The sequence below is a fragment of the Sphingomonas olei genome (assembly GCF_045369765.1).
Lineage (GTDB): Bacteria > Pseudomonadota > Alphaproteobacteria > Sphingomonadales > Sphingomonadaceae > Sphingomonas > Sphingomonas panaciterrae.
This window is the reverse complement of record NZ_JBIQEU010000004.1, coordinates 150560-175574: the sequence shown is the minus strand read 5'-3', so window position 1 is coordinate 175574 and position 25015 is coordinate 150560. Positions and strand designations below refer to the sequence as shown.

The following is a 25015-nucleotide window of genomic DNA, read 5'->3' as shown; positions in this document are numbered from 1 at the left end:
TATCTGCCGCCCTCATGGCAGCCCCTATTCTCGCGTACGAAGACCTTGGCCTCATCCAGGGCGCCGGCTGGTTGTTCCGCCACCTCAATTTCTATGTCGGGCCGCGTGATCGGCTGGCGCTGATCGGCCGCAACGGCGCCGGCAAGACGACGCTGCTGAAGCTCATCGCCGGCACGATCGACAGCGACGAGGGCCGCCGCACCATCGTGCCGGGCACCCGCGTCGTCCTGCTCGAACAGGATCCGAACCTCGCCGGCTTCGCCACGCTCGCCGACTACGTCCTGTCAGGCGACGACGCCCCTCAGCATTTCGAGGCGGATGCGATCGCCGACCAGCTCGGCATCGATCTCTCGCGCGAGGCCGCCACCGCCTCGGGCGGCGAGCGCCGCCGCGCCGCCATCGTCCGCGCGCTGGCGCAGGATCCCGACGTGCTGCTGCTCGACGAGCCGACCAACCATCTCGACATCGGCGCGATCGAATGGCTGGAGGAATGGCTGAACCGCTACCGCGGCGCCTTCGTCGTCATCAGCCACGATCGTACCTTCCTCACCCGCCTGACCAAGCAGACGCTATGGCTCGACCGCGGCAATCTGCGCCGTGCCGAGGTCGGCTTCGGCGGCTTCGACGCCTGGACCGAACAGGTCTATGCCGAGGAACAGCGCGCCGCCGAACGGCTCGACGCCCGGCTGAAGCTGGAGGAACATTGGCTGCTGCGTGGCGTCACCGGCCGCCGCCGCCGTAACCAGGGCCGCCTGACCAAATTGAAGGAAATGCGCGCCGCGCGCGCCGCGATGATCGGCCCGCAGGGCGCCGCCGCCCTCGCCATGGGGCATGATGACAACAAGACCAAGGTCGTCATCGACGCGGAGCATGTCACCAAGGAATATGACGGCCGCACGATCATCCGCGACTTCACCTTCCGGGTGACGCGCGGTGACCGCATCGGCATCGTCGGCCGCAACGGCGCAGGCAAGACCACGCTGCTGCGCCTCCTCACGGGCGAGCTTGCTCCTGACAGCGGCACCGTGAAGCTCGCCAAGACGCTCGACGGCATCATCATCGATCAGCAGCGCAAGCTGATGGCGCCGGAGAAGACGGTGCGCGAGGTGCTGGCCGACGGCGGCGACTGGATCGACGTCCTCGGCACCAAGAAGCACATCCACGGCTATCTCAAGGAATTCCTGTTCGATCCGAGCCTCGCCGAGGCGAAGATCGCCTCGCTGTCGGGCGGCGAACGCTCGCGCCTGCTGCTCGCGCGCGAATTCGCCCGCCACTCGAACCTCCTCGTCCTTGACGAGCCGACCAACGATCTCGACCTCGAAACGCTCGATCTCTTGCAGGAGGTGATCGGCGACTATGACGGCACGGTGCTGATCGTCAGCCACGACCGCGACTTCCTCGATCGCACCGTCACGGTCACGCTCGGCCTCGACGGCTCGGGCAAGGTCGATATCGTCGCCGGCGGCTATGAGGATTGGGAGCGCCAGCGCGCCGTCCGTACCGAGCCCGCGCGCAAGGCCGCGGCGAAATCCGCGCCCGCACCGGCCGCACCGCCGCCAGCCCGCACCAAGCTCAGCTACAAGGACCAGCGCGATTTCGATCAGCTGCCGGCGCGCATCGAGGCGCTTGATGCCGCGATCGCGCGCGACGAGGCGCTGCTCGCCGATCCCGCGCTCTACACCCGCGATCCTGCCCGCTTCGATGCGCTCATGAAGGCCATCGCCGCCGCCCGTGATGAAAAGGACGCGGCCGAGATGCGCTGGCTCGAACTCGCCGAGATGGTCGAGGGGCTGGCCTAGACCGACTTCCCCGCGCGCCCGGCAAGGTCGACCACATATTGCCAGGCGACGCGGCCCGACCGGCTGCCGCGTTTCGTTGCCCACAAAAGCGCATCCTGCGGCTCGAACGGCAGGTCGTAGCGCTCGGCATAGCCACGCACGATCTCGAGATAGAGCGGCTGGTCGACCACGTGAAAACCAAGGCTCAGGCCGAAGCGATCGGCCAGCGCCAGGTGATCGTCCACCGCATCACGCGGGTTGATGGCGCTTTCCTGTTCGTGGATGTCGCGCGGGATCAGGTGGCGCCGGTTCGACGTGACGACCAGCCGCGCGTTCGCCGGCCGCGCCTCCGCCCCGCCCTCCAGCAACGATCGCAACGTGCGCGCATCCGCCGCAGCATCGAAGCCCAGATCGTCGAGGAAAAGGACGAAGGCACGCGGCACGCCAGCGATCGCGTCGAACAGCTGCGGCAGGCTGTCGAGCCGGTCGGCCGCCACCTCGACGATCGCCAGCGCCCCGCCGGCGCCTTGCACCGCGCCAACCACCGATTTCACCAGTGCCGACTTGCCCGTGCCGCGCGCGCCCCACAGCAGCACGTCCTGCGCCGCATGGCCGGCCGCCAGTCGTTCCAGGTTCGTCAGCAGCGCATCCTTCTGCGCCTCCACCCCGTGCAGCAGGTCAAGCGACAGTGGGGCAAAGGCCCTTGCCGCCACCAACACGTTCTGGCGCCACACATAGGCAGGATGCGCCAGCGGATCGGCACCGGCCGGCGGCGCGGGCGCCAACCGCTCCAGCGCAGCGGCAATGCGGGCAAGGTCGTCCATCTGCCCGCTGCTACGATCGCCGCGTTGGCGGCGCAATGCCGCGTCGCTCAGCCGCTGATCGCCCGCAGCAGCGCCTGCGCCGCGGCGCGCTGCGAAAAGCGGGCGTCTCCGAGCAGCTGCCGCAGCAGCCGCTGCGCCGCCGCCTTGTCGCCCGCCTCCGCCAGCACCTGCGCCTGATGCCAGCGAACCTCCGGCGCATCGGGTGCCAGCGCCACCGCCTTGGCCAACAATTGCCCCGCCCCCTCCAGGTCGCCGGTCTCGTACAGCGCCCAGCCATAGGCATCGGCAACGCCGGGATTCATCGGCAACAAGGCGTAGGCGCGCCGGGCAAAGGATAATCCGGTCCTTGGGTCGCCCGCCTCGGTAAGGGCCCGCGCCAGTTGCGCCAGGACGAACGCGTCGCGTTGCGCGCCCGCACCGCGCAGCGTCTCCAGCGTGGCGGCGGCCGACTCCCACTCACCGCTTGCCACCTGCAGGTTCGCCAGCAGGCGATAGGCCGGCAGCGCCTGCGGATTTTGCGACAGGTACAAGGTCAGCGCCGCCGCGCCGTCACGCAGCCGGCCGGTGCGCGCGGTCGCCTCCGACAGGCGGAGCAAGACCGGGCCGTCGAACCTCAGGTCAGCGGCCAGTCGGTACCGCTCCATTGCCGCCGCCCATTGGTTCGTCGCGGCGCGGGCGTCCCCCGCCAGCGATTGGGCGTCGGCCGCACCCGGCGACACATTGGCCACCGCCTCCGCCGCGCGCACTGCCGCGCCGGGGTCGCCCTCCTCCAGCAGGCTGCGCACATATGTCACCGCCAAGGCGGGGTCTTCAGGCTCGCGCGCCACCGCCGCCGCCGCCGCAGCCACCCCTGTATCGCTCGCGAACGGCGCCGGTTCGCCGATCGTCGGGCGGCTCGCACGATCCAGGTAGCGAGCGGCCCAGTCACGTTCCCCGTTCGCCTCGAAGGCTCTGGCGACCAGCATCAATGTGTAGCTGTCCGCATCCGCGCGCAGCGCCATCGGCCGCAGGATATCAAGCGCACCGCGCACGTCACCGGAACGCAACAACGAGGCGCCGAGCAGGCGCCGCGCGACAAGGTTCATCGGCTGCCGGCCGACGATCTCCCGAAAACTGACGACGGCCTGCTCATACGCACCATCGGCATACGCCAGCAGCCCCGCCAGCATGACCACCCCGGGCACCTCGACGCCGGCATCGCCGATCTTCGACAGCATGGCGCGCGCCAGGTCACGCTTGCCCGCCCGCGCGGCAAGCACCGCCTGCAGGTACAGGGCCGGGACGTTGCCGGGCCGCGCTGCCAGCGCCTTCCTGCTCGCGTCGAGCATGATGGCGTAGCGCCCGGCGTCTCCGGCCGTGGCGGCATATTCGATCAGTGCCGGATAATAATAAGCGTCGGCCTCCAGCGCGCGGGCAAACCACGGCAGGGCCGCCACAAGGCCATATCGGCTGCGGATCACTTGCCCGGCCGTCACGATCGCGCTCAGGTTCGATGGATCGATCGTCAACGCCGCCCGGGCCGCCGCCTCGGCGCCAAGGATATCGCCCGCATCCATGCGCAGGCGGGCCAGATCGCCAAGTGCCTTGCTGTCGCGCGGATTGGCCCGGGTGATGGCGGTCAGCAGCGCGCTTGCCGCGGCGGGATCGCCATTGGCGGCCAGTGCGCGGGCGCGAACCCGCTGTCCGTCTGCCGCGAACGCTCCCGCGACCCGGCCCGCGGTTGCCAACGCGCGATCGGCATCCCCCTGCAGCAGATAGGCTTCCGCAAACAGATGCCTCACCTGCCCGGCGGGCATTCCGGCCGAAACTGCGCGGCTGAACGCGGCCTCTGCGGCCGCCCCGCTTTCCATCAGCAGGTCGACCTGGCCGAGCAGCACGTTGGAACGGGCTTGCTCGCTTCCGGTCACCGCGATGAGCGCGTGGTTTCGCGCCGCGCTGTAATTGCCGCGCTTGAGGGCCGCGATGCCGTCCGCATAGGCGCGCGCCGGATCGGGGGCACTCGCCCGCCGGGCAAGCATGACAAGCCCGCCCAGCACCAGCGCCGCAAGCAGCAGCACCGCGACCACGCGACGCGAGACAACACGTACGCGGCTTCGCGTGCCCGTCGACCTGCGCCGCCGCCGGCGCAGCATGGGATAGCGTGCGCTCACTTCATGCATGCAGGTCGTAGCTCTTCAGCAGGTCATACAATGTCGGGCGGCTGACGCCCAGCAGCCTCGCGGTTTGCGAGATGTTGCCTTCGGTACGTGCCAGCGCCCGGCGGATGGCACCGCGATCGGCTGCCTCGCGCGCAGCGCGCAGGCTGGTCGGCCGCTCGGCCCCTTTGACCAGGTCCAGGTCCGCCGACGTGATCAGACGCGCGTCAGCCATGATGATGGCACGTTTGATCCGGTTCTCAAGCTCGCGCACATTGCCCGGCCAGTCATGGGCATCGATCGCCGCAATGGCGTCGGCGGCGAGCCCGCGTACCGCTGGATTCATCACGGGCGCGAACTTTGCCACGAAATGCCGCGCGAGCAACAGGGCATCGCCCGGCCGCTTCGCCAGCGGCGGGATCGCCACGACGATCTGTGCCAGCCGATAATATAAATCCTCCCGGAACTGGCCGTCGGCGACCATCTGGTCGATGTCGCGGTGGGTGGCGCAAACGATCCGCGTGTCGACCAGGATAGGGCGCCGTCCGCCGATCCGCTCGATCGCATGTTCCTGAAGGAAGCGGAGCAGCTTGACCTGCAACGGCAGCGGCACATCGCCAATCTCGTCCAGGAACAGCGTCCCGCCCGCCGCCTGCTCGATCTTACCCGGCATCGTACGGATCGCGCCGGTGAACGCACCCTTTTCGTGGCCGAAGAGCTCGCTTTCCAGCAACGTGTCGGGAATCGCGGCGCAGTTGATCGCGACAAAGGCACCCTCGGCACGCGGCGAGGCGGCATGGAGGTGCAGCGCCAGCAATTCCTTCCCCGTGCCGCTCGCACCCGACAGCAGAACCGACACGTCGGTGCGTGCGATACGGCTCACCGTCCTCAGTACCTGCGTCATTTCGGGGGCAGCAGTGATCACACCGCTGTCACCACCAGCCTCCTCTCCCCCGCCCGCTCCGGCGGACGCCGCCGCGTGAAGCGCGTGAACATCAAACGCACGCGCGACGATCTGGCGAAGCGCCTGCGGATCAATCGGCAGATAGCACACGTCCCACGCTCCGGCCGCGACCGCCGCCTGCGCGGCCGCGTACGACCCGGCCCGGCAGATCACGATGACCTTCAACGTCGGACGCGCTTGAAGAAGCGCGGCGATCAACTCGGGATCGCCAGCGTCATCACCAGCCTCCAGCATCGCGCCGTCGATGACCGCGACGCCGGTCGGCGTCGTCGCTACCAGCTCGACCGAACACGCACCCGTCGTCCCAAGGTGAACTGGCCAGGATGCGAGCGCGCCGATCACCGGCTCGAACCCCGCGGGGTCCGCGGTGGCGCACAACAATGCTGGCCGATTCTTACCCGCAGACGCACTCGCTGAGGCCGAATTATCCGCTGCGGCGGCCGAGATGCGGCCGCTCACCGGGCGCCCGACGGCCAGAGGACGACCCGCAAGGTTTGGAGCAGGATCAGCAGATCGAGGAAGGGGGAGTAATTCTTGGCGTAATAAAGGTCATATTCCAGCTTATGCCGCGCATCCTCGATCGAGGCACCATAGGGATAGTTGATCTGCGCCCAGCCCGTGATCCCCGGTTTCACCATGTGACGCTCGGCATAATAAGGCAGCTGCTGTTCCAGTTCGGCGACGAACTGCGGGCGCTCCGGGCGCGGGCCGACGAAGCTCATCTCGCCCTTCAGCACGCTCCAGCATTGCGGCAATTCGTCGATCCGCACCTTGCGGATGAAGCGGCCGATGCGCGTCACCCGCGGATCGCGCTCCTGCGCCCAGACCGCGGTACCGGCGGCTTCGGCATCCTGCCGCATCGAGCGCAGCTTCGGGATGTCAAAGGGCTCATTGTACAGGCCGACCCGACGCTGACGATAGAAGGCCGGACCGCGGCTCTCGAGCCGGATGGCCAGCGCGGTCACTAGGATAAGCGGCCCCGCGATCAGCAACAGCAGCGAACTCACCACAATGTCGAACGCGCGCTTGGCGACGCCGGACAACATGCGCCCGGACGAGAAGCCGTCGGAAAAGATCAGCCAGGACGGGTTGAGGCTGGCCAGATCGATCCGACCGGTCTCGCGCTCGAGAAAGGTGGAATAGTCGCTGACGTGCACGCCCGTCGTCTTGACCCGCAGCAGATCCTTGAGCGGGAGCGCCTTCCGCCGTTCCTCGATGGCAAGAACCACTTCCGTCGCGCGTCGCTCGACCACAAACGCCGCAAGGTTCGCGATATCGGCGCGCGGCACGGCATCTTCCACCTCCCGCGCCCCCTCGCTCATCGCAACCACGCCGGCAATGACGAAGCTGGCGCCATTTGCCTGTTCCAGCTGTCGCAAGCGCGCCGCGCGTGATCCGGCGCCCAGCACGATGATCCGGCGGCGGAATCGCTCGCCGCCCAGGATGCGCAGAAAAAGCAGCCGCGCCGCGACCAGGCCGGCGATGGAGAACAGCATGGCGTAGAACAGGCTCGACCGCCAGAAGCTGACCGAGGGCATGAAGAAATAGAGCAAGCTGAGGAAAATCACGCCGACGCACACGGCCACGATCAGCCGCATGACCGCCTGCCGGACGGAGACAAGGACGTCGGCATGATAAGCGCCGACCGCCACCATCGCCGCGAACAAGGGGATCGCGAAAGCGAAAAGCGCTGGCACGCGCGTGGTCACGGCACCTGGCAGCATGTCCAGCTGCGCCGTCCGCACCAGCCAGCCGAGTTCGGCCGCGAACAGCAGGATGACGAAGTCGATCAGGCCGACCAGCGCCACCGCATTGGGCACATAATGTTTGAAAATCCTGATCATGCCCGCGCTCGCCGATCGGTGTAAGGAAATCCGACAGGATCGTGTCGCAGCAAATGACAAAGAAAGGCTGAATACGGAAGCGCGTGGATCGATTTCCCCGGATGTGCATTGAAGCGCAGGGGAAGCTTCCGCTTACCGTTCGTCTGCCGCGCCCCTGACCGGCGGACCATCACCATCTGCAAAGGAAACAGCGCGCATGTCGCCAATCGTTCCCGTGATCCTGTCTGGCGGATCGGGCACGCGCTTATGGCCGATGTCCACGTCGGACCGTCCCAAGCAGATGCTGCCCCTGACCGCCGATCAGACCATGCTGCAGCTGACGGCACTGCGCGCGGTCGGTGATCGGTTCGCCTGCCCGATCGTGGTGGCGAACGTTCGCCACCTCGACATGATCGACAGTCAGTTGAGCGCCATCGGGTGCCGCCCGGAGTCGGTCATTCTTGAACCGCTCGGTCGAAACACTGCTCCTGCGATCGCGCTCGCCGCTCTATGCGCCAGCGATAGCGCCGCGCCGCTGCTGGTCATGCCGTCGGACCATGTGATCCACGACGTCTCCGCCTTCCATGCCGCGATCGAGGCGGCACGCCCGATGGTTGAGGAGGGCTGGCTGGTCACTTTCGGCATCACCCCCGATGCGCCGGAAACGGGCTATGGCTATATCAAGGTTGGCACCCCCGTCGCGGAAGGAGTGCACCGCGTCGACCGGTTCGTGGAGAAGCCGCCGCGCGACGTCGCAGAAGCGATGCTCGCCTCGGGCGACCATGTGTGGAACGGCGGCATTTTCCTGTTCCGGGCCGACGCCTATCTTGATGCGCTCGCCCGTTTCGAACCGGCCATGCTGGATGCTGTCCGTCGCTCGCTGGCCGAGGGGGAACGATCCGGCCCGCATATCCGACCGGCCGCCCAGGCCTTTGCGGACGCGCCCAACCAGTCGATCGACTATGCCGTGATGGAAAAATCCGACCAGGTCGCAGTCGTGCCCGTCACCATGGGATGGAACGACGTCGGCAGTTGGGACGCGCTGCATGCGATCAGCACATGCGACGAGGCGGGAAATGCGATCCGCGGCGAGGTGATCGCGCTCGATTCGACCAACTGCATGGTGCGCACCGACGGTGCCCGCATTGCGATGGTCGGCGTCAAGGACCTGATCGTCGTGGCCTCGGGCAACGACATCCTGATCCTGCCGCGCGGCCGCAGCCAGGAAGTGAAATCGCTGCTGGAGGCGATGCAGAACCGATGACGATGGAGGGTGCCGGCGGCTGTCCGGCACCTATGACTTGGCCGCTTTACCCGTCACGAGGCGCGCGCGCTCAGACCTCCTGATCGGCCAGCAGTGCGGCGGGGTCGAGATCCAGCAACTCGATATAGGCGCGGATCCGCGGCCATTGCTGGGTGACGAACATGTCGCGCTCGGCCACGCGCAGCCGATCCGCCGCCCCCGGCAGCACGAACATACCGACTCCGCGCCGAACCTCGACATAGCCGGCGTCCTGGAACGACTGATAGGCCTTGGCCACCGTCAGCGGGTTCGCGCCATGTTCGGCGGCAAGCGCTCGAACCGACGGCAATTGATCCCCGGCCCGATAATCGCCGCGCAGGATCGCGGCGGCGATCGTGCCACGCAGTCGAATATAGACCGGGCTGTCTTCGTTGCTCAGCGCTGTCATGCTGCCTTAATACAGCAAAAGAGCAGACAGATCGAGCCTTAACCGACGCGATCCGGGTGAACGCACCGTCAGCCTGTCCCGCTTTACCCGCCAACGGCGTGGATCAATCGAGAATGTGCATCCACAAGGGCTCACCGGCGAGGCTCTGCGAACCCCGTAGGCGCTCCAGCGCCGCTTCGATGTGCGCATCAGGCGCTTCATGCGTCACGATCACGACCAGCGCGGTGCCTTCAACCGGCACGGCGCGCTGAATCAGGCTCTCGATCGAGACACCGGCATCTCGCATCGCCGCGGCAATTTCCGCCAGCACGCCGACCCGATCAGCCACCGCGAAGCGCAGATAGGCGCGTCCACGTTGCGCCCCCGCGGCTGCGGGCGCGACTTCGGCCAGCGCGGCGACCGGCATCGCATACGGCGGGCCGGCCTCGCCGCGCGCAATGTCGATCAGGTCAGCGACGACGGCGCTCGCCGTCGGGCCGTCGCCCGCGCCGGCACCCTGGAACAACAGGCGACCGACGAAATTGCCCTCTGCAACGACGGCGTTGGTCGAACCGGTGACATGCGCCAGCGGATGGGCGTGCGGGACGAGATGCGCATGGACACGCTGGAACAGGCCGCTCGCATCGGCCTGCGCCATGCCGACCAGCCGAACCCGATAGCCAAGCGCCTCGGCCTCCGCGACATCCGCCGCGGTGACGTTTCGGATGCCGCCGATCGCAACATCGGCGAACGCAGGCCGGGTGCCAAAGGCGATGGTAGAGAGGATCGACAATTTGTGCGCGGCATCGACGCCATCGATGTCGAAGGACGGATCGGATTCGGCAAAGCCGAGCGCCTGGGCCTCGGCCAGCACGTCGCCAAAGTCGCGTCCTTCCGATTCCATCTTGCTCAGGATGAAATTGCAGGTGCCGTTGAGGATGCCATAGACGCGCGACACCGCATTGGCGGCCATCCCCTCGCGCAGCCCCTTGATGACGGGGATCCCGCCCGCCACCGCGGCCTCGAACTTCAACGGAACGCGCGCGGCCTCCGCCATCTCCGCCAGTTCGGCACCGTGATGCGCAAGCATCGCCTTGTTCGCGGTCACGAACCCCTTGCCACCGCCAAGCGTCGCGCGGGCGAGCGCCAGTGCCGGGCCATCGGCCCCGCCGACCAGTTCGACCACCACATCCGCGTCGCAGCGGGCAAGCGCGGTGGTATCGTCCACCCACTCATAGCCGCTGACATCAACACCGCGGTCCTTGGTGCGGTCACGGGCGGACACGGCAACGATCTCGATCGGCCGGCCCGCGCGCCGCGCGATCAACTCGCGATTGGTCTCCAGCACCCGGATCACCCCGCCACCGACGGTCCCCAATCCTGCCAAAGCCACTCGCAACGCTGTCGTCATGACTACCCCTTTCCTCAAGCCGGTCGGCCTAAGCGGTCAGGGCGGGCGTGTCGACTATCACGAGCAGCAGCGCAGCCCGAGCTTCCTCGGCCGCGCCACCCGCGATCAGGCAGCCTTGGCGAACAGCTGCTCATCCTCCAGCGCCGCCTGGTCCTGCGCGATCACCGGCATGTGCGAAGCGACATCGGACCGCGGCCGCACCAGGATGCGCGAGATCAACACCCCGGCGCCCAGAACGAAGTAGAGGGTGACGATCGCAACCGGCTGAAGCACGAACGAAGCGCCCAGCGCCAGTCGCAACCACAAGGGGTTGAAGCCGAAATCCTCTCCCACCGCATTGCAGATGCCCAGCAGATTGTCCTTGGGGGCTGCGCGCGAAGAAACGTCGGTCATCATGTCTGCTCCGGTAAGATGCAGGCGAACCGCCTGTTACCGGACGCATTGCAGCCACCGTGCCAATTACCGGACACAAGCAAATACAATGACTTAGGCCTGGACAGACGATAACAGGACGCCAGGAAGCAGGATTATCCGCCAATTCGTGGCAAAGCGCGCCGACCCTGCGGCAAGCAGTCGCCAACTCACATCAGCGACAGCAGCTTCTCGATCTCGACGAAGGCGAAGCCGACCGAACTGTCGGCGATGCCATAGGGGATGAACAGCTTGTCGCCATGGCGCATCGCCCCACAGGTGTAGACGACATTGGGCACATAGCCCTCGCGATCCTGATCGGCAGCCGCCAGGATCGGCTCGCGCGTGCGCCCGATCACCTTGGATGGATCGTTCTTGTCGAGCAGCGCGGCGCCGATCGAATATTTGCGCATCGCGCCCACACCATGGGTGAGCAGGAGCCATCCTTCGTCGACCTCGATCGGCGGACCGCAATTGCCGATCTGCACGAGTTCCCAAGGATAGACCGGCGTCAGGATCAGCTCGCCATCGTCCCAGTGATCGAGCCGGTCCGAGCGCAGCAGGTACAGGTTCTCACCGTCCTGACGCCCGATCGACAGATATTCGCCGTTCACCGTGCGCGGGAACAGCGCGATTCCCTTGTTGCGCGCCGCACTCCCGGTCATCGGCACCAGATCGAAGGCGCGAAAATCGCGTGTGCGCATCAGCTCCGACTGAATTCTCGCGCCATTATAGGCGGTATAGGTGCCGAGCCACTCCTGCGATCCATCCTCATGGGTGAAATGCACCAGCCGCAGGTCCTCGAGTCCCTTCGACTGTGCCTCGGTAATCGGGAAGATCACCGTACCGGACAGCGTCGAGTCGCGATCACGGTGCACGGTCACGGGGCCACTCGGCATCTCCGGCCCATCGATGCCATAGGCATCCGCGGCCGTGGCAAAGGGCGGCTCGGGCGCCAGGATCAGCTCATTCTCGTCCGTGATGATGCCTTCGCGGAAGGCGACGGAGGAAATATGCCCCTCCCCCACTGCGCGAAGGCTCATCAGGATGCGCTGCGACCCTTCGGGCATGCCCGACTGGTCGTAATGTGGAACGGCGCTGGGGTTCATCAGCGCCGCGGCCGCATAGCTGTATTCGTGGCAGAAATAGGCACCGATCAACTGCCGCTTTTCGTCGCCAAGCGCGCTGTCGTCGATCCCGTGGGTCTCCGCAATCTCGCGATAGCGGGTCAGGAACACGCGCCGCGTCTGCCAGTGACGCGCCTCGAAATCGCGCAGGACAAGGCTCAATTGCTCGCTCGCCTCGACCGCTGACATCGCCAGCACTTCGTCGATCATGCGCTGCGCACGGCTTTGCCCCTGCCCGTTCAGGGCAGTGCTCGAAATATGAAACGGGCGTACCACGACGCGAGACGGATCGGCGTGCAGCCGGAGCCGGTGATTGTACAAGTCCAAGAGAAAAAGGCCTCGCGTTGCGGTCCGTTGGTCGACGCCGTGGAAAAGCGGTGACTTAAGCGACGGCGCGGCCCGTCCCTGCCACGCTTGGGGCCACCTTTGAAAGCCCCGAAATCGCGCAGCTGGACAATTGCAGCGCGAGGATCGACTCGGCACCCTGATTGCGGTTGAGCCCGGTCGGCATCAGGCCGTCGAAACAACCGCCGTCATGGACCGACGCCAGCGGCAGATCGAGGTCGTTGAGACCAAGGTACCAGCCATAGGCGCGCTCCGCCTCGATCCGCCATTTCTCGTCACGCGTCGCGCTATACGCCGCGCAACAGGCCTCGATCGTCGCCTGCGCCTCCAGCGGCTGCTGGTCGAACGGCAACGGCGCCTCATAGGCGCGCCCGAAACTCTCCGATCCCACCGCGCGGAAGCGCCCTTCCGGGCTCTTCTGCTGCGAGATGATCCAGTCGAGCGTCTCGAGGCCGGTCTCCACCACCTCCGGACGGCCCAGCGCCTTGCCCGCGCGGATCAAAGCTTCGGGCAGGCGGGCGTTGTCATACGCCAGCACCACTTCGAACCACACCCAGTCCGGGCGGCGCGCCGTGTCGAGCAGCGCCATATGCTCGTCAGGGAAGCGCGACAGGATCGCATGTGCCAGTTGGTGTCCGGGCGACGCCTCCAACATCGCCGCCGCGCCCAGCATCGCAAACGATTGCGCGCGCGGGCTGCCCAGATCGAATGCCAGGCTCGCGGTCATGTCGAACATCATCGTCGCCCAGTCGCGATGCTTGCGCGTGCGCGCGTCGCGCGCCGTGACCCCCAGAGCCCACAGCGCGCGACCGTTCGAATCCTCCGAACCGGTCTCCTCACACCAGGTCCGGTCGAAGTTCATGAAATTGCGGAAGCGCCGCTTCTCCGGGTTCCAGGCATATTGGACGAAGGAGGCATAGACGGTCGTCCATTTGTCGCGCGTCGCGTCGTCCAGCGTGTCGATCGCGCTCATCAGGATCAGCGCGCGGGCATTGTCGTCGATGCAATAACCGTGGCGGCGATCAGGCACCGAATAGATCGAATGCTGCAGCATCCCGGTCGAATCGCTCATCCGTTCCACCGCCGCGATGTCGGGGGCGAGCGGATTGATCGGCGCGGGCGCACCGATCCGCTGCGGTCGACCGTCGATGATGCTCGCGATCTCGCTCATGGCGCGCTCCGCCAGCCGCGACCACGTCATGGTGCGGCCACGCTCATAGGCGCGCTGCGACAGACGGGTGCGATTACGCTCGCTGCCGAGGAGGTTGTTGATCTCGCGCGCGAACGCACCGACGTCGCGGAAATCGACCAGCACGCCATGCCCATCACCCAGGATCTCGGTCGCGTGCACATAGGGAGTGGAGATCACCGCCTTGCCGACGCCTACGGCGTAGGAAAGCGTTCCGCTCGTGATCTGCGCCGGGTTCAGATAGGGCGTGACGTAGAGGTCGGCCGCCTGGAGATAGTCGATCAGCTCGTCATGTTCGACAAAGGCGTCGATGAAGGCGACATTGTCGCCGACACCCTTCTCCGACGCCAGAGCACGTAGCGAATCACGGTATCGCTCGCCCTCATGCGCGACAAGGTTCGGGTGCGTGGCGCCCAGCACCACGTACATCGCGTCGGGATGCTGGCCGACCACCTCCGGCATCGCCTCAATGACTGTCTCGATCCCCTTGCCCGGCGCCAGCAGGCCAAAGGTCAGGATGATCTTGCGCCCTTCCCAGCCGAAGCGCGGCTTGAAGCTGTCGGGGTCGGCAAATTCGCGGTCGGGCACGCCATGCGGGATCATCACGATCGAACGCGGATTGGCGCCATAGACCCGAGTGAGGATGTCCACGCCGCGCTCCGCCATCACGATCACCTTGGAGGCGCGCCGCAGCAGCCCCTCCATCACCGACCGCTCGTCCGCGCTGGGCTTCTCCAGCACGGTATGAAGCGTCACGATCAACGGCAAGGTGGTGCGGTCGAGCAGCGCGAGGATGTGCTCACCCGCTGCACCGCCATAGATGCCATATTCGTGCTGGACCCAGATCGCCTGCGCGCCCGATTCCTCGATCTTGCGCGCCGTCTCCAGATAGGCGGACCGATCCTGCTGCGGGATCGTCCCCGTCACCGCGGCCGGATAATCGTACCGGCCGACATGATCATCCATCGCATAGACGTCCACGGAAAGATCCGGGAACCGGCTGATCATCGCATTGTAGGTATCGGTAGTGAAGGTCGCCAATCCGCATTTGCGCGGCAGGAAATTACCGATGAGGGCAATGCGCTTGATGCCGTCGAGTGCGACCGCCTGATTCATCTCACTTGCCTTCGCTGGTAGAAAGACGCCCTGTTCACAAAGCGTTCAACCCGCAACAACGGGCGAACCGCAGCTTGGTTGCGTTTTATGCTGCGGTGCAAGATGCGGAAGCTACCAATACCGTTCAGCCGCGCCCGCGGTACGATGGGACCCCCTGATCCGGCACCCACAGCCCGGCCGGCGGGGCGGCGGTCTGCCAGAAAACATCGATCGGGATCCCGCCGCGTGGATACCAGTAACCGCCGATGCGCAGCCATACCGGGTTCATCTCGGCGACCAGCCGCTCGCCGATGCCAACGGTGCAATCCTCGTGAAAGGCCGCGTGATTGCGGAAGCTGCCGAGAAACAGCTTCAGCGACTTCGACTCGACGATCGTCTCGCCCGGCACATAATCGATCACCAAATGCGCGAAGTCCGGCTGTGCCGTCACCGGGCAGAGCGAAGTGAACTCCGGCGCCACGAAGCGGATCAGGTAATTGCGGCCGGGACGCGGGTTGGGAACATAGTCGAGCACCGCTTCTTCCGGAGCCTGGGGGAGCGGGGTGGCCTTGCCGAGATGGAGTGTCATGCGCCGCGAGATAGTGGCACCCGCGCGGCGGCGCCAGTTCCGGGGCATCGCTGCACCGCCACCGGCTGTTTCGACTTCGCACGGCCCGCTCGCTAAGGGAACGCCATGGACGCACTGGTTTCAACCGAATGGCTCGCCGCCGCAATCGCTGACCCCGACGTTAGGATCGCAGATTGCACGTGGTTCCTACCCACCGAAGATCGCGATGCCGCCGCGGAATATGCGCAGGCGCACATCCCCGGCGCGGTCTTCCTCGACCTCGCCGAGATCGTCGATACCGACGCCGCCGCCCCCATGATGCTGCCGCCGCGCGAGAAATTCGTCAGCCGGCTCTCGCGGCTCGGCATCGGCGATGGCACGCGGATCATCCTGTACGATCAGTCGCCGCACCACACGGCGGCGCGCGGCTGGGCGATGCTGCGCAGCTTCGGGATCACCGACGTGGCGCTCCTCGACGGTGGCCTCGCCAAGTGGCGCGCGGAGGGGCGGCCGGTGATCAGCGAGGCCGCCCCGCCCAAGGCACGCCACCTGACCCCGCCGACGCAGGGCGCGCTGATCCGCACGCTCGCCGACATGAAGGATATCGTGGCGAACGGCAGCGAACAGATCCTCGATGCCCGCTCGCCCAGCCGCTTTGCCGGCGCGGAACCGGAACCGCGCCCGGGCGTGACGCCGGGGCACATCCCGGGATCGATCAACCTTCCCTACACGCGCTTCTTCAACGACGACGGCACGTGGAAGCGCGGCGCCGAGCTCGCGCAGATCTTCGCCGATGACGGCATCGATCTCGACCGGCCGACCGTCGCGACCTGCGGATCGGGGGTCACCGCCTCGGTGATCGCCTTCGCCGGACACCTGCTTGGCCGCGAGATCGCCGTCTATGACGGCAGCTGGGCGGAATGGGGCGCCGATCCGACGACGCCGAAGGAAACCGGCCAGTGAGCGCCGATCGCTTGGACGACGATCACGAGGGCAACCACAAACCGATCGGCGATGCCACCCGCGTCGTAACTGCCGGCCGACGGCCGGAATGGACGCAGGGCGTGGTCAATCCGCCGGTTTGGCGCGCGTCGACTCACCTCTACGATACGGTGGGCGATCTGCGCGCCGCCGGCGGGCGCGACACGCACCACCGCCTGTTCTACGGGCGGCGCGGCGCGCCGACACAATGGAGTCTGGCGGAGGCGCTGACCGAACTGGAACCGGGGGCGGAGGCAACGTTCCTCTATCCCTCCGGCGTAGCGGCGATCGCGGCGGCGCTCCTGTCGGTGCTCTCGCCCGGCGACGAACTGCTGCTCACCGATTCGGCCTATGATCCCACGCGGTCGATGGCGACCGGCCTGCTGAAGCGTTTCGGCATCAGCACGCGCTTCTACGATCCACTGATCGGTGCCGGGATCGCCGACCTTATCGGTGAGCGCACGCGGGCGATCTTCATGGAAAGCCCAGGCAGCCTCACCTTCGAGGTGCAGGACGTACCCGCCATCGTCGCTGCCGCCAGGGCGCGCGGCGTCACCACATTGCTCGACAACACCTGGGCCACGCCGCTGCATTTCCGCGCGATTGAACAGGGCGTCGACCTGTCGATCCTCGCCTGCACCAAATATGTGGTTGGCCATTCCGACGTGATGCTGGGCAGCGTCACCGCGACCGCGCCGCACTGGCGAAAGCTGCGCGAGACGAGCTTCCAATTGGGCCAGGTGGTCAGCCCCGACGATGCCTGGCTCGGCTCACGCGGGCTGCGCACCATGGCCGTGCGCCTCGCCCATCATCAGGCCAGCGCGCTGAAGATCGCGCAATGGCTGGAGGGCCGGCCGGAGGTCGACCGCGTGCTGCACCCGGCGCGGCCGTCGTGCCCGGGGCACGGCATCTTCACGCGCGATTTTCGCGGGTCTAGCGGCCTGTTCTCGTTCGTGCTCGCCGGCGGCGACGAAGCGGCACGCGCCGCGCTGATCGACGGCCTGCGGCATTTCGGGATCGGCTATTCGTGGGGCGGGTTCGAGAGCCTGGCGATCCCGGTCGACCCGGGCAATTATCGCACGGCGACACGGCCGGACTTCGCCGGCCCCCTCGTGCGGCTGCAGATCGGGCTGGAGGACAGCGACGATCTGATCGCCGACCTCGCGGCCGGCCTGGAGCGATTCGCCGCCGTCCGGGGCTGACCCGGACAGCGGCGCTATCGCTCAGCGGGGCGCGTTCGCGCGCGCGTCCTGCCCGTCGCCTTCCGGCGCGGCGATGATGTCGCGGGTCGTCTGCCCCTTGTCGACGACGTTGGTCTCGGGATCACCTGCGGAGGACCGGATCCCCGCCTCGGCCGAATCGTCACCTGCTGCCCGGATGACCGCCGTCTCGCCCGCGCTGCGCGGTGCGTTGCCGAACAGCGCCTCCAGCGTCTGCGCCTGCGCGGCGGTGGCAGACTGGACGCGCGCCGCACCCGGCGTCGGCGGCACCAGCGCGAAATCGGGCGGGATGATCAGCGAGGGCTGACGCGCCACCGCGAATTCGTCGGGACGGTCGCGATTGAGCCCGTTGCTCGCGCATCCGGCCAGCAGCACCGCAAGGCCAGCGCCCATGACAATCGACTTACGCATTCACATTCTCCGAAGCCATCTTGTCAGGCTTTGCCGTGGGCTTATCGCGGATCAGCAGCGCGCGCACCAGCAGAATGAGCACGCCGATGGTGATGGCCGCATCCGCCACGTTGAACACCAGGAACGGCCGCCACTCGCCGAAATGCAGGTCGGCGAAGTCCACGACATAGCCGAACCGCACCCGGTCGACGATATTGCCGAGCGCGCCGCCCAGCACGAGGCCAAGCGCGAGCTTGTCCGCCGCCTTCTCCTCGCGCCACATCCAGAAGGTGACGGCACCGGCGATCGCCGCGGTCATCACCACAAGCCCCCAGCGCGCCAGTTCGCTCTCCGCGCGCAGCAGCCCCAGGCTCACGCCCATGTTCTGTACGAAGCGAAGATCGAAAAAGGACACGATCTCGCGCGATGCACCCAGGAAGTTGATGCCGAGCGGCCCGGTCACCACCCATTTGATCAGCTGGTCGAGCACGAACACCGCCGCCGCGAGCACCAGGCCGGCAACAGGCACGCTGCGCTTCACGCCGGCACCTCGTCGCTCACCACATCGGCGCAGCGCGCGCACAGCGCATTGTCCTCGACAAGCTCGGGCAGCAGTCGCCAGCAGCGCCCGCATTTGTGATAATCGGTCCGGCTCACCGTCACCTCATCGCCCGGCGATACCTTCGCCACGATGAACGCCTCGGCCAGCTGGTCGACCGGCAGCGGCGTGTCGGTGACGGTCACGTCCGCTTCCAGGCTGGAGCGAACGATCTTCTCGCGGCGCAGCGGCTCGATCGCCTCGGTCACCCGCTCGCGCAGGCGCCGCACCTCGAGCCAGCGCGCACTGACGTCCTCGCCCGCTTCCGCCGGCAGCTCGGGCCAGTCGAGGAAGTGCACCGAGCTATCCTCGCTCGGGAAGCGCGATTGCCACACTTCCTCGGCGGTGAAGACCAGTACCGGCGCCGCCCAGCGCACCATCGCGTGGAACAGCACGTCGAGCATCGTCCGATACGCCCGGCGCTTCACGTCGTCCGGGGCGTCGCAATAAAGCGAATCCTTGCGGATATCGAAGAAGAAGGCCGACAGGTCCTCGTTGGCGAAATCGCTCAGCAGGCGGACGTAGCCGTTGAAGTCGTAATCGGCGATCGCGCGCTTGAGCTGCTGGTCCAGCGCATGGACGAGGTGGAGCATATAGCGCTCCAGCTCGGGCCATTCCGCGACCGGCAGCTTCTCCGCCTCGTCGAACCCGTCGAGCGCGCCGAGCAGGTAGCGGAAAGTGTTGCGCAGCTTGCGATACTGGTCCGCGACACCGGCCAGGATCTCCTTGCCGATGCGGTGATCCTCGGTGAAATCGACCGACAGCGCCCACAGCCGAAGGATGTCCGCGCCATAATCGCGCATCAGATCAAGCGGGTTGATCGTGTTGCCGAGGCTCTTGGACATTTTCATGCCCTTGGCGTCCATCGTGAAGCCGTGCGTCAGCACCGCATCGTACGGCGCCCGCCCGCGCGTGCCGCAGCTTTCCAGCAGCGAGGACTGGAACCAGCCGCGATGCTGGTCCGACCCCTCAAGATACAGGTCCGCCGGCCATGACAATTCCGGCCAGCGCCCGCTTTCCAGCACGAAGGCATGGGTGCAGCCCGAATCGAACCACACGTCGAGAATGTCGGTGACCCGCTCGTAATCTGCCGGATCAAGCCCCTCGCCAAGGAAGCCAGCCGTCGCCTCGTCGGTCCAGGCATCGACGCCCTTCTCGCGGAAGGCTTCGACGATGCGCGCGTTCACCGCCGGATCGACCAGCAATTCGCCCGTCGCACGATGCACGAACAGCGCGATCGGCACGCCCCAGGCGCGCTGCCGGCTGATCACCCAGTCCGGCCGCCCCTCGACCATCGCGCCGATGCGGTTGCGCCCCTTCTCGGGCACGAAGCGAGTCGCGGCGATCGCGGCCACCGCCTTCTGCCGCAGCGTGTCGCCACCCTCGATCGGCTTGTCGACGGCGATGAACCATTGCGGCGTGCAGCGGAAGATCACCTTCGCCTTGGAGCGCCACGAATGCGGATAGCTGTGCTTGAAATCGTCGCTCGCTGCGACCAGTGCGCCGGCTTCACGCAGGTCGGCGCAGATCGGGCCATCGCTGGCGACGAACTTCTTGTTGATGACGCTGCCCTGCCCGCCGAGCCACAGCCAGTCGGAACGGTACATGCCGCCGGCATCCACCGCGAAGACCGGATCGATGCCATGCGCCTTGCACAGCTCAAAATCGTCCTCGCCATGGTCAGGCGCCATGTGGACGAGGCCTGTGCCCGCATCGGTGGTGACGAAATCGCCCGGCAGGAACGGACGCGGTTTGGCGAAGAAGCCGCCCAGTTCATGCATCGGGTGCCGCGCGACCGCGCCCGCCAGCTTCTCGCCGCTGAACGCCGCCAGCACCGTCACCGTGCCCGCCGCATCGCCGATCTTCACCACCACCGGATGGCCGATCCGCGCGCCGAAGCTTTCCAGCAGATCGCGCGCCACCAACAGCGTGCGCGGCCCCTCGACCATGTCGTCGAAGCGGGCGAGGACGTATTCGACCTCCGGACCGTAGGCGAGCGCCTGGTTCACCGGGATCGTCCACGGCGTCGTGGTCCAGATCACCGCATGGGCGCCGACCAGCTCCGGCGCGTTCGGCGCCTCGGTGATTTCGAACGCGACGTCGATCTGCGTCGACACCACGTCCTCATATTCGACCTCGGCCTCGGCCAGCGCGGTCTTCTCGACCGGGCTCCACATCACCGGCTTTGCGCCGCGATACAGCTGCCCCGTCTCGGCGAACTTCATCAGCTCGGACACGATGGTCGCCTCGGCGGCGAAGTCCATCGTCAGATACGGCTTGTCCCAGTCGCCGTTGACGCCCAGCCGCTTCAGCTGCTCGCGCTGCGTATCGACCCATTTCTGGGCATAGGCGCGGCATTCGGCGCGGAATTCCGCCGGCGGCACCTCGTCCTTGTTCAGCTTCTTCTTGCGATATTCTTCCTCGACCTTCCACTCGATCGGCAGGCCGTGGCAATCCCAGCCGGGAACGTAGGGCGCGTTCTTCCCCAGCAACGTCTGGGTGCGCACCACCATGTCCTTCAGGATATGGTTCAGCGCATGGCCGATGTGCATGTCGCCATTGGCATAGGGCGGGCCGTCGTGAAGGATGAACTTCTCACAGTCGGCGCGCTGGTCGCGCAGCCGCTGGTACAGGCCCAGCCGCTGCCACCGCTCGAGAATCGCGGGCTCCTTCTGCGGCAGGCCCGCCTTCATTGGAAAGTCGGTCTTCGGCAGGAAGACAGTGTCGCGCCAATCCTTGGGATCGGCAGTCGGTGCGGAGGGTGTATCGTCGGCCATGGGTGCCGCGCGCATTACGGCTTTACCTCCCCTCCCTGCAAGGAGGGTTAGCGCGCGAGCAATTCCCGCGCCCGGTCGCAGTCCGCCGCCATCTGCGCCTTGAGCGCCTCAAGCGAGTCGAATTTCGCCTCCGGCCGCAGATAGTCGATCAGCGCGACGTCGATCGTCTGGCCGTACAGGTCGCCGGAAAAATCGAAGAGGTACGGCTCCAGCAGCTCCTTGGGCGGATCGAAGCTCGGCCGAATCCCCAGATTGGCCGCGCCATCGACCACGCGCCCATCCTCCAGCGTCACGCGCACCGCATAGATGCCGTACGCCGGGCGCAGGTAATTGCCGAGATCGACATTGGCGGTGGGATAGCCGATCTCGCGCCCCAGCTTGTCGCCATGGCGCACCTCGCCGCGGATCGTGAAGGGCCGCGTCAGCAGGCGGGCGGCATCGTGCGGCCGCCCTTCGCGAAGCGCGGTGCGGATGCTGGTGGACGACACCTTCTCGCCATCCAGCGTCACTGCCCCGACGGTATCGGTCGAAAAGCCGAGCTCCTGCCCCAGCGTCGCCAGCAGGCCGACATCGCCCGAGCGCCCCTTGCCAAAGGTGAAATCGGCGCCGGTCACCACGCCCCCTGCCCCGATCTGCTCGAGCAGGCGCGAGCGAACGAACGCCTCGGCCGATTCCGCCGCCAGCGCCGCGTCAAAGGTGAAGACGAGCAGCGCATCGGCCCCGGCCTGCTGCATCAGCTCGGCCCGCTGCTCCAGCGTGGTCAGCCGGAACCAGGGCGTATCGGGCTTGAAGAACCGCATCGGATGCGGATCGAACGTCGCGACCAGTGCGCGGCGCCCCTCGGCACGCGCACGCTCGACCGCGCGGCCCACCACCGCCTGATGACCCAGGTGAAAGCCGTCGAAATTGCCCAGCGCCACGATCGCGCCGCGCAATGCCTCGGGCAACGCCTCGCGCGCGTCCAGCCTGATGGGTCCCTGCCGCTCCATTGCAGCGGCGCATAGCGGCACGTGCTTCAGCGCACCAGTGTCACGAAGCTGTAGGCGGGACGATCACCGTCCGCCGGGTGATCCTCGCGGAATATCTCCCGCCACCCGGTGAAGGGCGGGACGATCGTATCGCCATCGGGCGTGGCATGAACCTCGGTCAATTCGACCCGCTCGGCCCGGTCGGCGAACAGTGCGAACACATCCGCCCCGCCGATCACCGCCGCATCGCCCCCGGCGAGCGCCAGCGCCTCCTCCGGGCTGTGCGCGACCTCCGCCCCTGCCGCCTGCCAGGCGCGATCGCGGGTCAGGACGATGTGGCGGCGGCCGGGCAGCGGCGCGGGAAAGCTCTCGAACGTCTTGCGTCCCATGATCATCGGCCGCCCCATCGTCTGCGCCTTGAACCGCTTCAGGTCCGCCGGCAGATGCCACGGCAGCGCGCCATCACGGCCGATGACGCCATTGGCCGCCCGCGCCAGATGCAGCGACAAGGTGACCGGCACGGTCATGCTAGCGGGCATGGCCCTGCGCCGGCGCCGGGTCGGCAGCGTTCGACGGTGCCGGCGGGCTGCCAAGTTGCAGCAGCAGGGCCGCCAGGGTCGCCGTGCTGATGGTAATGAGATATTCGCGCATCCTGACCTCCCAAGCCTTCGACTACGCTTGTAGTCGATATCGCTGAACCGGAGGTGAATTGCAAGGTCATACCGCGACCGGCGCCTTGATATGCGCCTGTGCTTCGTAGCCGTGAAGCACGAAGTCCTCATATTCATATTGGTCGATCGCTGGCGGTTTGCGCAGGATTTCGAGCCGCGGCAGCGCGGTCGGCTCGCGCGTCAGCTGAAGCCGCGCCTGATCGAGGTGGTTGGCGTACAGGTGGCAATCGCCCCCGGTCCAGATGAACTCGCCCGGCTCCAGCCCGCATTGCTGCGCCAGCATGTGCGTCAGCAGCGCGTAGCTCGCGATGTTGAATGGCACGCCAAGGAAGATGTCCGCCGACCGCTGGTACAGCTGCAGCGACAATCGCCCGTTCGCAACATGGGTCTGGAACAGGCAATGGCACGGCGCCAGCGCCATGGCGTGAAGGTCGCCCGGGTTCCACGCGGTCACGATCTGGCGGCGCGAGGCGGGGTTGGTGCGGATGTCCTCGATCAGCCCCTTGATCTGGTCGATGTGCCGCCCGTCGGCCGTCACCCAGTCGCGCCATTGCTTGCCATAGACCGGGCCGAGATCGCCATTCTCGTCGGCCCATTCGTCCCAGATGCTGACCTTGCGATCCTGCAGCCAGCGCACGTTGGTGTCGCCGCGCAGGAACCACAACAGCTCGATGATGATCGATCGCAGGTGCAGCTTCTTGGTGGTCAGCACCGGAAAGCCCCTGGCCAGATCGAAGCGCATCTGATGACCAAAGACGCTGAGCGTCCCCGTGCCCGTTCGGTCCATCTGCTCCGCGCCCGAATCGAGCACGCGGGCCATGAGGTCTAGGTATTGGCGCATGACAGCGGCCTACATCCCCGCAACGACGGTTGGAAGCATCGCACGATCGTTACGGGATTGCACCGGAACGGAGACATGGCCTTGCGCCATGCTCTGCACGCTCCAGAAACGAAGGAGATGCAAAATCTCGACCCTGCCACGGTGCAGCACCTTCAAAGCCTGGCAGGGGCGCGGCACGAATCGGTGGCGTTCGTCTTTCTCAGCACCGCCGGGGCAACCCTGGGGCTCCAGCATGTGTCCTCACGCGAAATGGCCTCGGTCGAGGTGCCGCTTCGCTCGGTGGTCGGCGTCGCGCTCGCCATGGGCGCGCGGGAGATCGTGATGGCGCACAATCACCCCTCGGGCGATCCGGAGCCGACGGCGGAGGATTTCCGCACCACCCGCCGCGTCGCGGACGTGCTGAGCAGCCTAGGGATTCGGCTGGTCGACCATCTCGTGCTGGCTGGCGACGCCATGGTCAGCTTTCGCGCCCGCGGCCTTTTGTGACGGCGACAGGCGGCACGACCTGATATCCTTCGGCTCGGGCCGCGCGCCAACCGCGCGGAAGGTGGAGAAATAGCCACCGGCCGAGGCCATCGGCGTCATCGTCACCATCTGATACCCGACCGCGGCGAATTCGCAGCGAAGCAGGGCGGGCGGAGTGCCGTGATTGGCGGTGGGGCGGTCCGCATCCACCACCGCCACCAGACCGCCGGGGCGAAGCGCCGGGCGCATCCGCCAGAGGAACTCATACGGCTCCGCGATCTCATGATACATGTGCACCATGAAGATACGGTCGAAGCTGTTTTCCGGCAGCTTCGGGTCCGCCCCCTCGCCCAGCTTGACGCTGACATTGTCCAGCCGCTCGCGCGCCACGCGCTCCGCCAGCATGTCGCGCACCGCGGGAATCACGTCCTGCGCCAGAACGCGGCCGTCCTCACCCACCTTCTGCGCCAGGCGGATGGTGTAATAGCCTTCGCCAGCGCCAATGTCGGCGACGGTCATGCCCGGCTTGATCGCAGCCTTGGCCATCACCGCCCCCGCCTCGTTCAACCGGTCGCGCGCCTCCTCGTTCGACCAGCGCGACGAGACGATCGTCGCCACCGGCCGGTCGGCGACCGGGAACGGACCGGGCTCCTTGGGGTCCTTGCGGATCAGCGGCTCGCCACCGTCGCACGCCGCCAGCAACAGCAGCGCGAGCGCCATCGCGCCCCCGCGGCGCCGGAAGGTGGGAGACGGGGCGTCGGTCA

23 protein-coding genes are annotated in these 25015 nt (G+C 66.9%); 5 read left to right on the top strand and 18 right to left on the bottom strand.

What is annotated here, in order from left to right:
* Nucleotides 1–14 precede the first annotated feature (14 nt).
* Nucleotides 15–1799, top strand: a complete 1785-nt coding sequence (locus ACH0BU_RS07130; protein ID WP_296219374.1) for an ABC-F family ATP-binding cassette domain-containing protein — start codon at nt 15–17, stop codon at nt 1797–1799.
* Here the strand turns inward: ACH0BU_RS07130 and ACH0BU_RS07125 are convergent.
* The 4 genes from ACH0BU_RS07125 to ACH0BU_RS07110 all read right to left on the bottom strand — a co-directional run bounded on the left by ACH0BU_RS07125 (nt 1796) and on the right by ACH0BU_RS07110 (nt 7545).
* Entirely contained in the window at nt 1796–2602 is an 807-nt protein-coding gene (locus ACH0BU_RS07125) for an ATP-binding protein (protein ID WP_296219371.1), read from the bottom strand. The genes ACH0BU_RS07130 and ACH0BU_RS07125 overlap by 4 nt on opposite strands.
* A gap of 47 nt (nt 2603–2649) precedes the next feature.
* Nucleotides 2650–4761, bottom strand: a complete 2112-nt coding sequence (locus ACH0BU_RS07120) for a tetratricopeptide repeat protein (RefSeq protein WP_296219368.1) — start codon at nt 4759–4761, stop codon at nt 2650–2652.
* Entirely contained in the window at nt 4754–6082 is a 1329-nt protein-coding gene (locus ACH0BU_RS07115) for a sigma-54 interaction domain-containing protein (protein WP_231621883.1), read from the bottom strand. Before ACH0BU_RS07115 ends, ACH0BU_RS07120 begins: the two co-directional genes overlap by 8 nt.
* Nucleotides 6083–6156: 74 nt before the next feature.
* Entirely contained in the window at nt 6157–7545 is a 1389-nt protein-coding gene (locus ACH0BU_RS07110; RefSeq protein ID WP_125945196.1) for a TIGR03013 family XrtA/PEP-CTERM system glycosyltransferase, read from the bottom strand.
* A gap of 196 nt (nt 7546–7741) precedes the next feature.
* On the opposite strand from ACH0BU_RS07110, the gene ACH0BU_RS07105 reads away from it, so the two are divergent.
* Nucleotides 7742–8788: a mannose-1-phosphate guanylyltransferase/mannose-6-phosphate isomerase gene (locus ACH0BU_RS07105; RefSeq protein WP_296219365.1), complete on the top strand. Its 1047-nt coding sequence runs from the start codon at nt 7742–7744 to the stop codon at nt 8786–8788.
* 70 nt (nt 8789–8858) lie between these two features.
* Here the strand turns inward: ACH0BU_RS07105 and ACH0BU_RS07100 are convergent, their stop codons facing one another.
* From ACH0BU_RS07100 to queF, 6 genes are all read right to left on the bottom strand, one after another.
* Nucleotides 8859–9215, bottom strand: a complete 357-nt coding sequence (locus ACH0BU_RS07100; RefSeq protein WP_046408419.1) for a GntR family transcriptional regulator — start codon at nt 9213–9215, stop codon at nt 8859–8861.
* Nucleotides 9216–9318: 103 nt separating this feature from the next.
* Nucleotides 9319–10605, bottom strand: coding sequence for a homoserine dehydrogenase (locus tag ACH0BU_RS07095; protein WP_046408421.1), 1287 nt, complete (start codon nt 10603–10605; stop codon nt 9319–9321).
* Nucleotides 10606–10710: 105 nt separating this feature from the next.
* The gene (locus ACH0BU_RS07090) at nt 10711–10998 is read right to left on the bottom strand and encodes a PspC domain-containing protein (RefSeq protein ID WP_296219362.1); all 288 of its coding nucleotides are present in this window, start codon (nt 10996–10998) and stop codon (nt 10711–10713) included.
* 188 nt (nt 10999–11186) lie between these two features.
* Nucleotides 11187–12470, bottom strand: coding sequence for a glycoside hydrolase family 130 protein (locus tag ACH0BU_RS07085; RefSeq protein WP_046408423.1), 1284 nt, complete (start codon nt 12468–12470; stop codon nt 11187–11189).
* A 55-nt stretch (nt 12471–12525) separates the two neighbouring features.
* Nucleotides 12526–14793, bottom strand: coding sequence for a glycosyltransferase family 4 protein (locus ACH0BU_RS07080; RefSeq protein WP_296219358.1), 2268 nt, complete (start codon nt 14791–14793; stop codon nt 12526–12528).
* 124 nt (nt 14794–14917) lie between these two features.
* Nucleotides 14918–15361, bottom strand: a complete 444-nt coding sequence (gene queF, locus ACH0BU_RS07075) for a preQ(1) synthase (RefSeq protein ID WP_046408426.1) — start codon at nt 15359–15361, stop codon at nt 14918–14920.
* Between the two features lie 105 nt (nt 15362–15466).
* Between queF and ACH0BU_RS07070 the strand changes: the two genes are divergently transcribed.
* Nucleotides 15467–16303 carry a sulfurtransferase gene (locus ACH0BU_RS07070; RefSeq protein WP_125945192.1) on the top strand — a complete coding sequence of 279 codons (837 nt, stop codon included), beginning with the start codon at nt 15467–15469 and terminating at the stop codon, nt 16301–16303.
* A complete protein-coding gene (gene metC, locus ACH0BU_RS07065) occupies nt 16261–17523 on the top strand; it encodes a cystathionine beta-lyase (RefSeq protein ID WP_296219353.1) in 1263 nt (420 codons plus the stop codon). The genes ACH0BU_RS07070 and metC overlap by 43 nt, the downstream gene beginning before the upstream one ends.
* 21 nt (nt 17524–17544) lie before the next feature.
* On the opposite strand, the gene ACH0BU_RS07060 is transcribed toward metC, so the two are convergent.
* From ACH0BU_RS07060 to ACH0BU_RS07030, 7 genes are all read right to left on the bottom strand, one after another.
* Nucleotides 17545–17952 carry a DUF3035 domain-containing protein gene (locus ACH0BU_RS07060; protein ID WP_046408429.1) on the bottom strand — a complete coding sequence of 136 codons (408 nt, stop codon included), beginning with the start codon at nt 17950–17952 and terminating at the stop codon, nt 17545–17547.
* Nucleotides 17945–18472 carry a signal peptidase II gene (gene lspA, locus ACH0BU_RS07055; RefSeq protein WP_046408431.1) on the bottom strand — a complete coding sequence of 176 codons (528 nt, stop codon included), beginning with the start codon at nt 18470–18472 and terminating at the stop codon, nt 17945–17947. The genes ACH0BU_RS07060 and lspA overlap by 8 nt, the downstream gene beginning before the upstream one ends.
* Entirely contained in the window at nt 18469–21321 is a 2853-nt protein-coding gene (ileS, locus tag ACH0BU_RS07050) for an isoleucine--tRNA ligase (protein WP_500263881.1), read from the bottom strand. Before ileS ends, lspA begins: the two co-directional genes overlap by 4 nt.
* 32 nt (nt 21322–21353) lie before the next feature.
* The gene (locus tag ACH0BU_RS07045) at nt 21354–22295 is read right to left on the bottom strand and encodes a bifunctional riboflavin kinase/FAD synthetase (RefSeq protein WP_296221700.1); all 942 of its coding nucleotides are present in this window, start codon (nt 22293–22295) and stop codon (nt 21354–21356) included.
* 26 nt (nt 22296–22321) lie between these two features.
* Nucleotides 22322–22813, bottom strand: coding sequence for a dihydrofolate reductase (locus tag ACH0BU_RS07040; RefSeq protein ID WP_245995209.1), 492 nt, complete (start codon nt 22811–22813; stop codon nt 22322–22324).
* A complete protein-coding gene (locus ACH0BU_RS07035; protein WP_269430562.1) occupies nt 22803–22925 on the bottom strand; it encodes a hypothetical protein in 123 nt (40 codons plus the stop codon). The genes ACH0BU_RS07040 and ACH0BU_RS07035 overlap by 11 nt, the downstream gene beginning before the upstream one ends.
* 66 nt (nt 22926–22991) lie before the next feature.
* Nucleotides 22992–23786, bottom strand: coding sequence for a thymidylate synthase (locus tag ACH0BU_RS07030; RefSeq protein ID WP_125945187.1), 795 nt, complete (start codon nt 23784–23786; stop codon nt 22992–22994).
* Here ACH0BU_RS07030 and ACH0BU_RS07025 point away from each other — a divergent pair.
* Complete coding sequence (locus ACH0BU_RS07025; protein WP_125945186.1) at nt 23778–24272, top strand: JAB domain-containing protein; 495 nt, start codon at nt 23778–23780, stop codon at nt 24270–24272. The two genes, ACH0BU_RS07030 and ACH0BU_RS07025, sit on opposite strands and share 9 nt — an antisense overlap.
* On the opposite strand, the gene ACH0BU_RS07020 is transcribed toward ACH0BU_RS07025, so the two are convergent.
* Nucleotides 24195–24971 carry a class I SAM-dependent methyltransferase gene (locus ACH0BU_RS07020; RefSeq protein WP_296221709.1) on the bottom strand — a complete coding sequence of 259 codons (777 nt, stop codon included), beginning with the start codon at nt 24969–24971 and terminating at the stop codon, nt 24195–24197. The two genes, ACH0BU_RS07025 and ACH0BU_RS07020, sit on opposite strands and share 78 nt — an antisense overlap.
* Between the last annotated feature and the right edge of the window lie 44 nt (nt 24972–25015).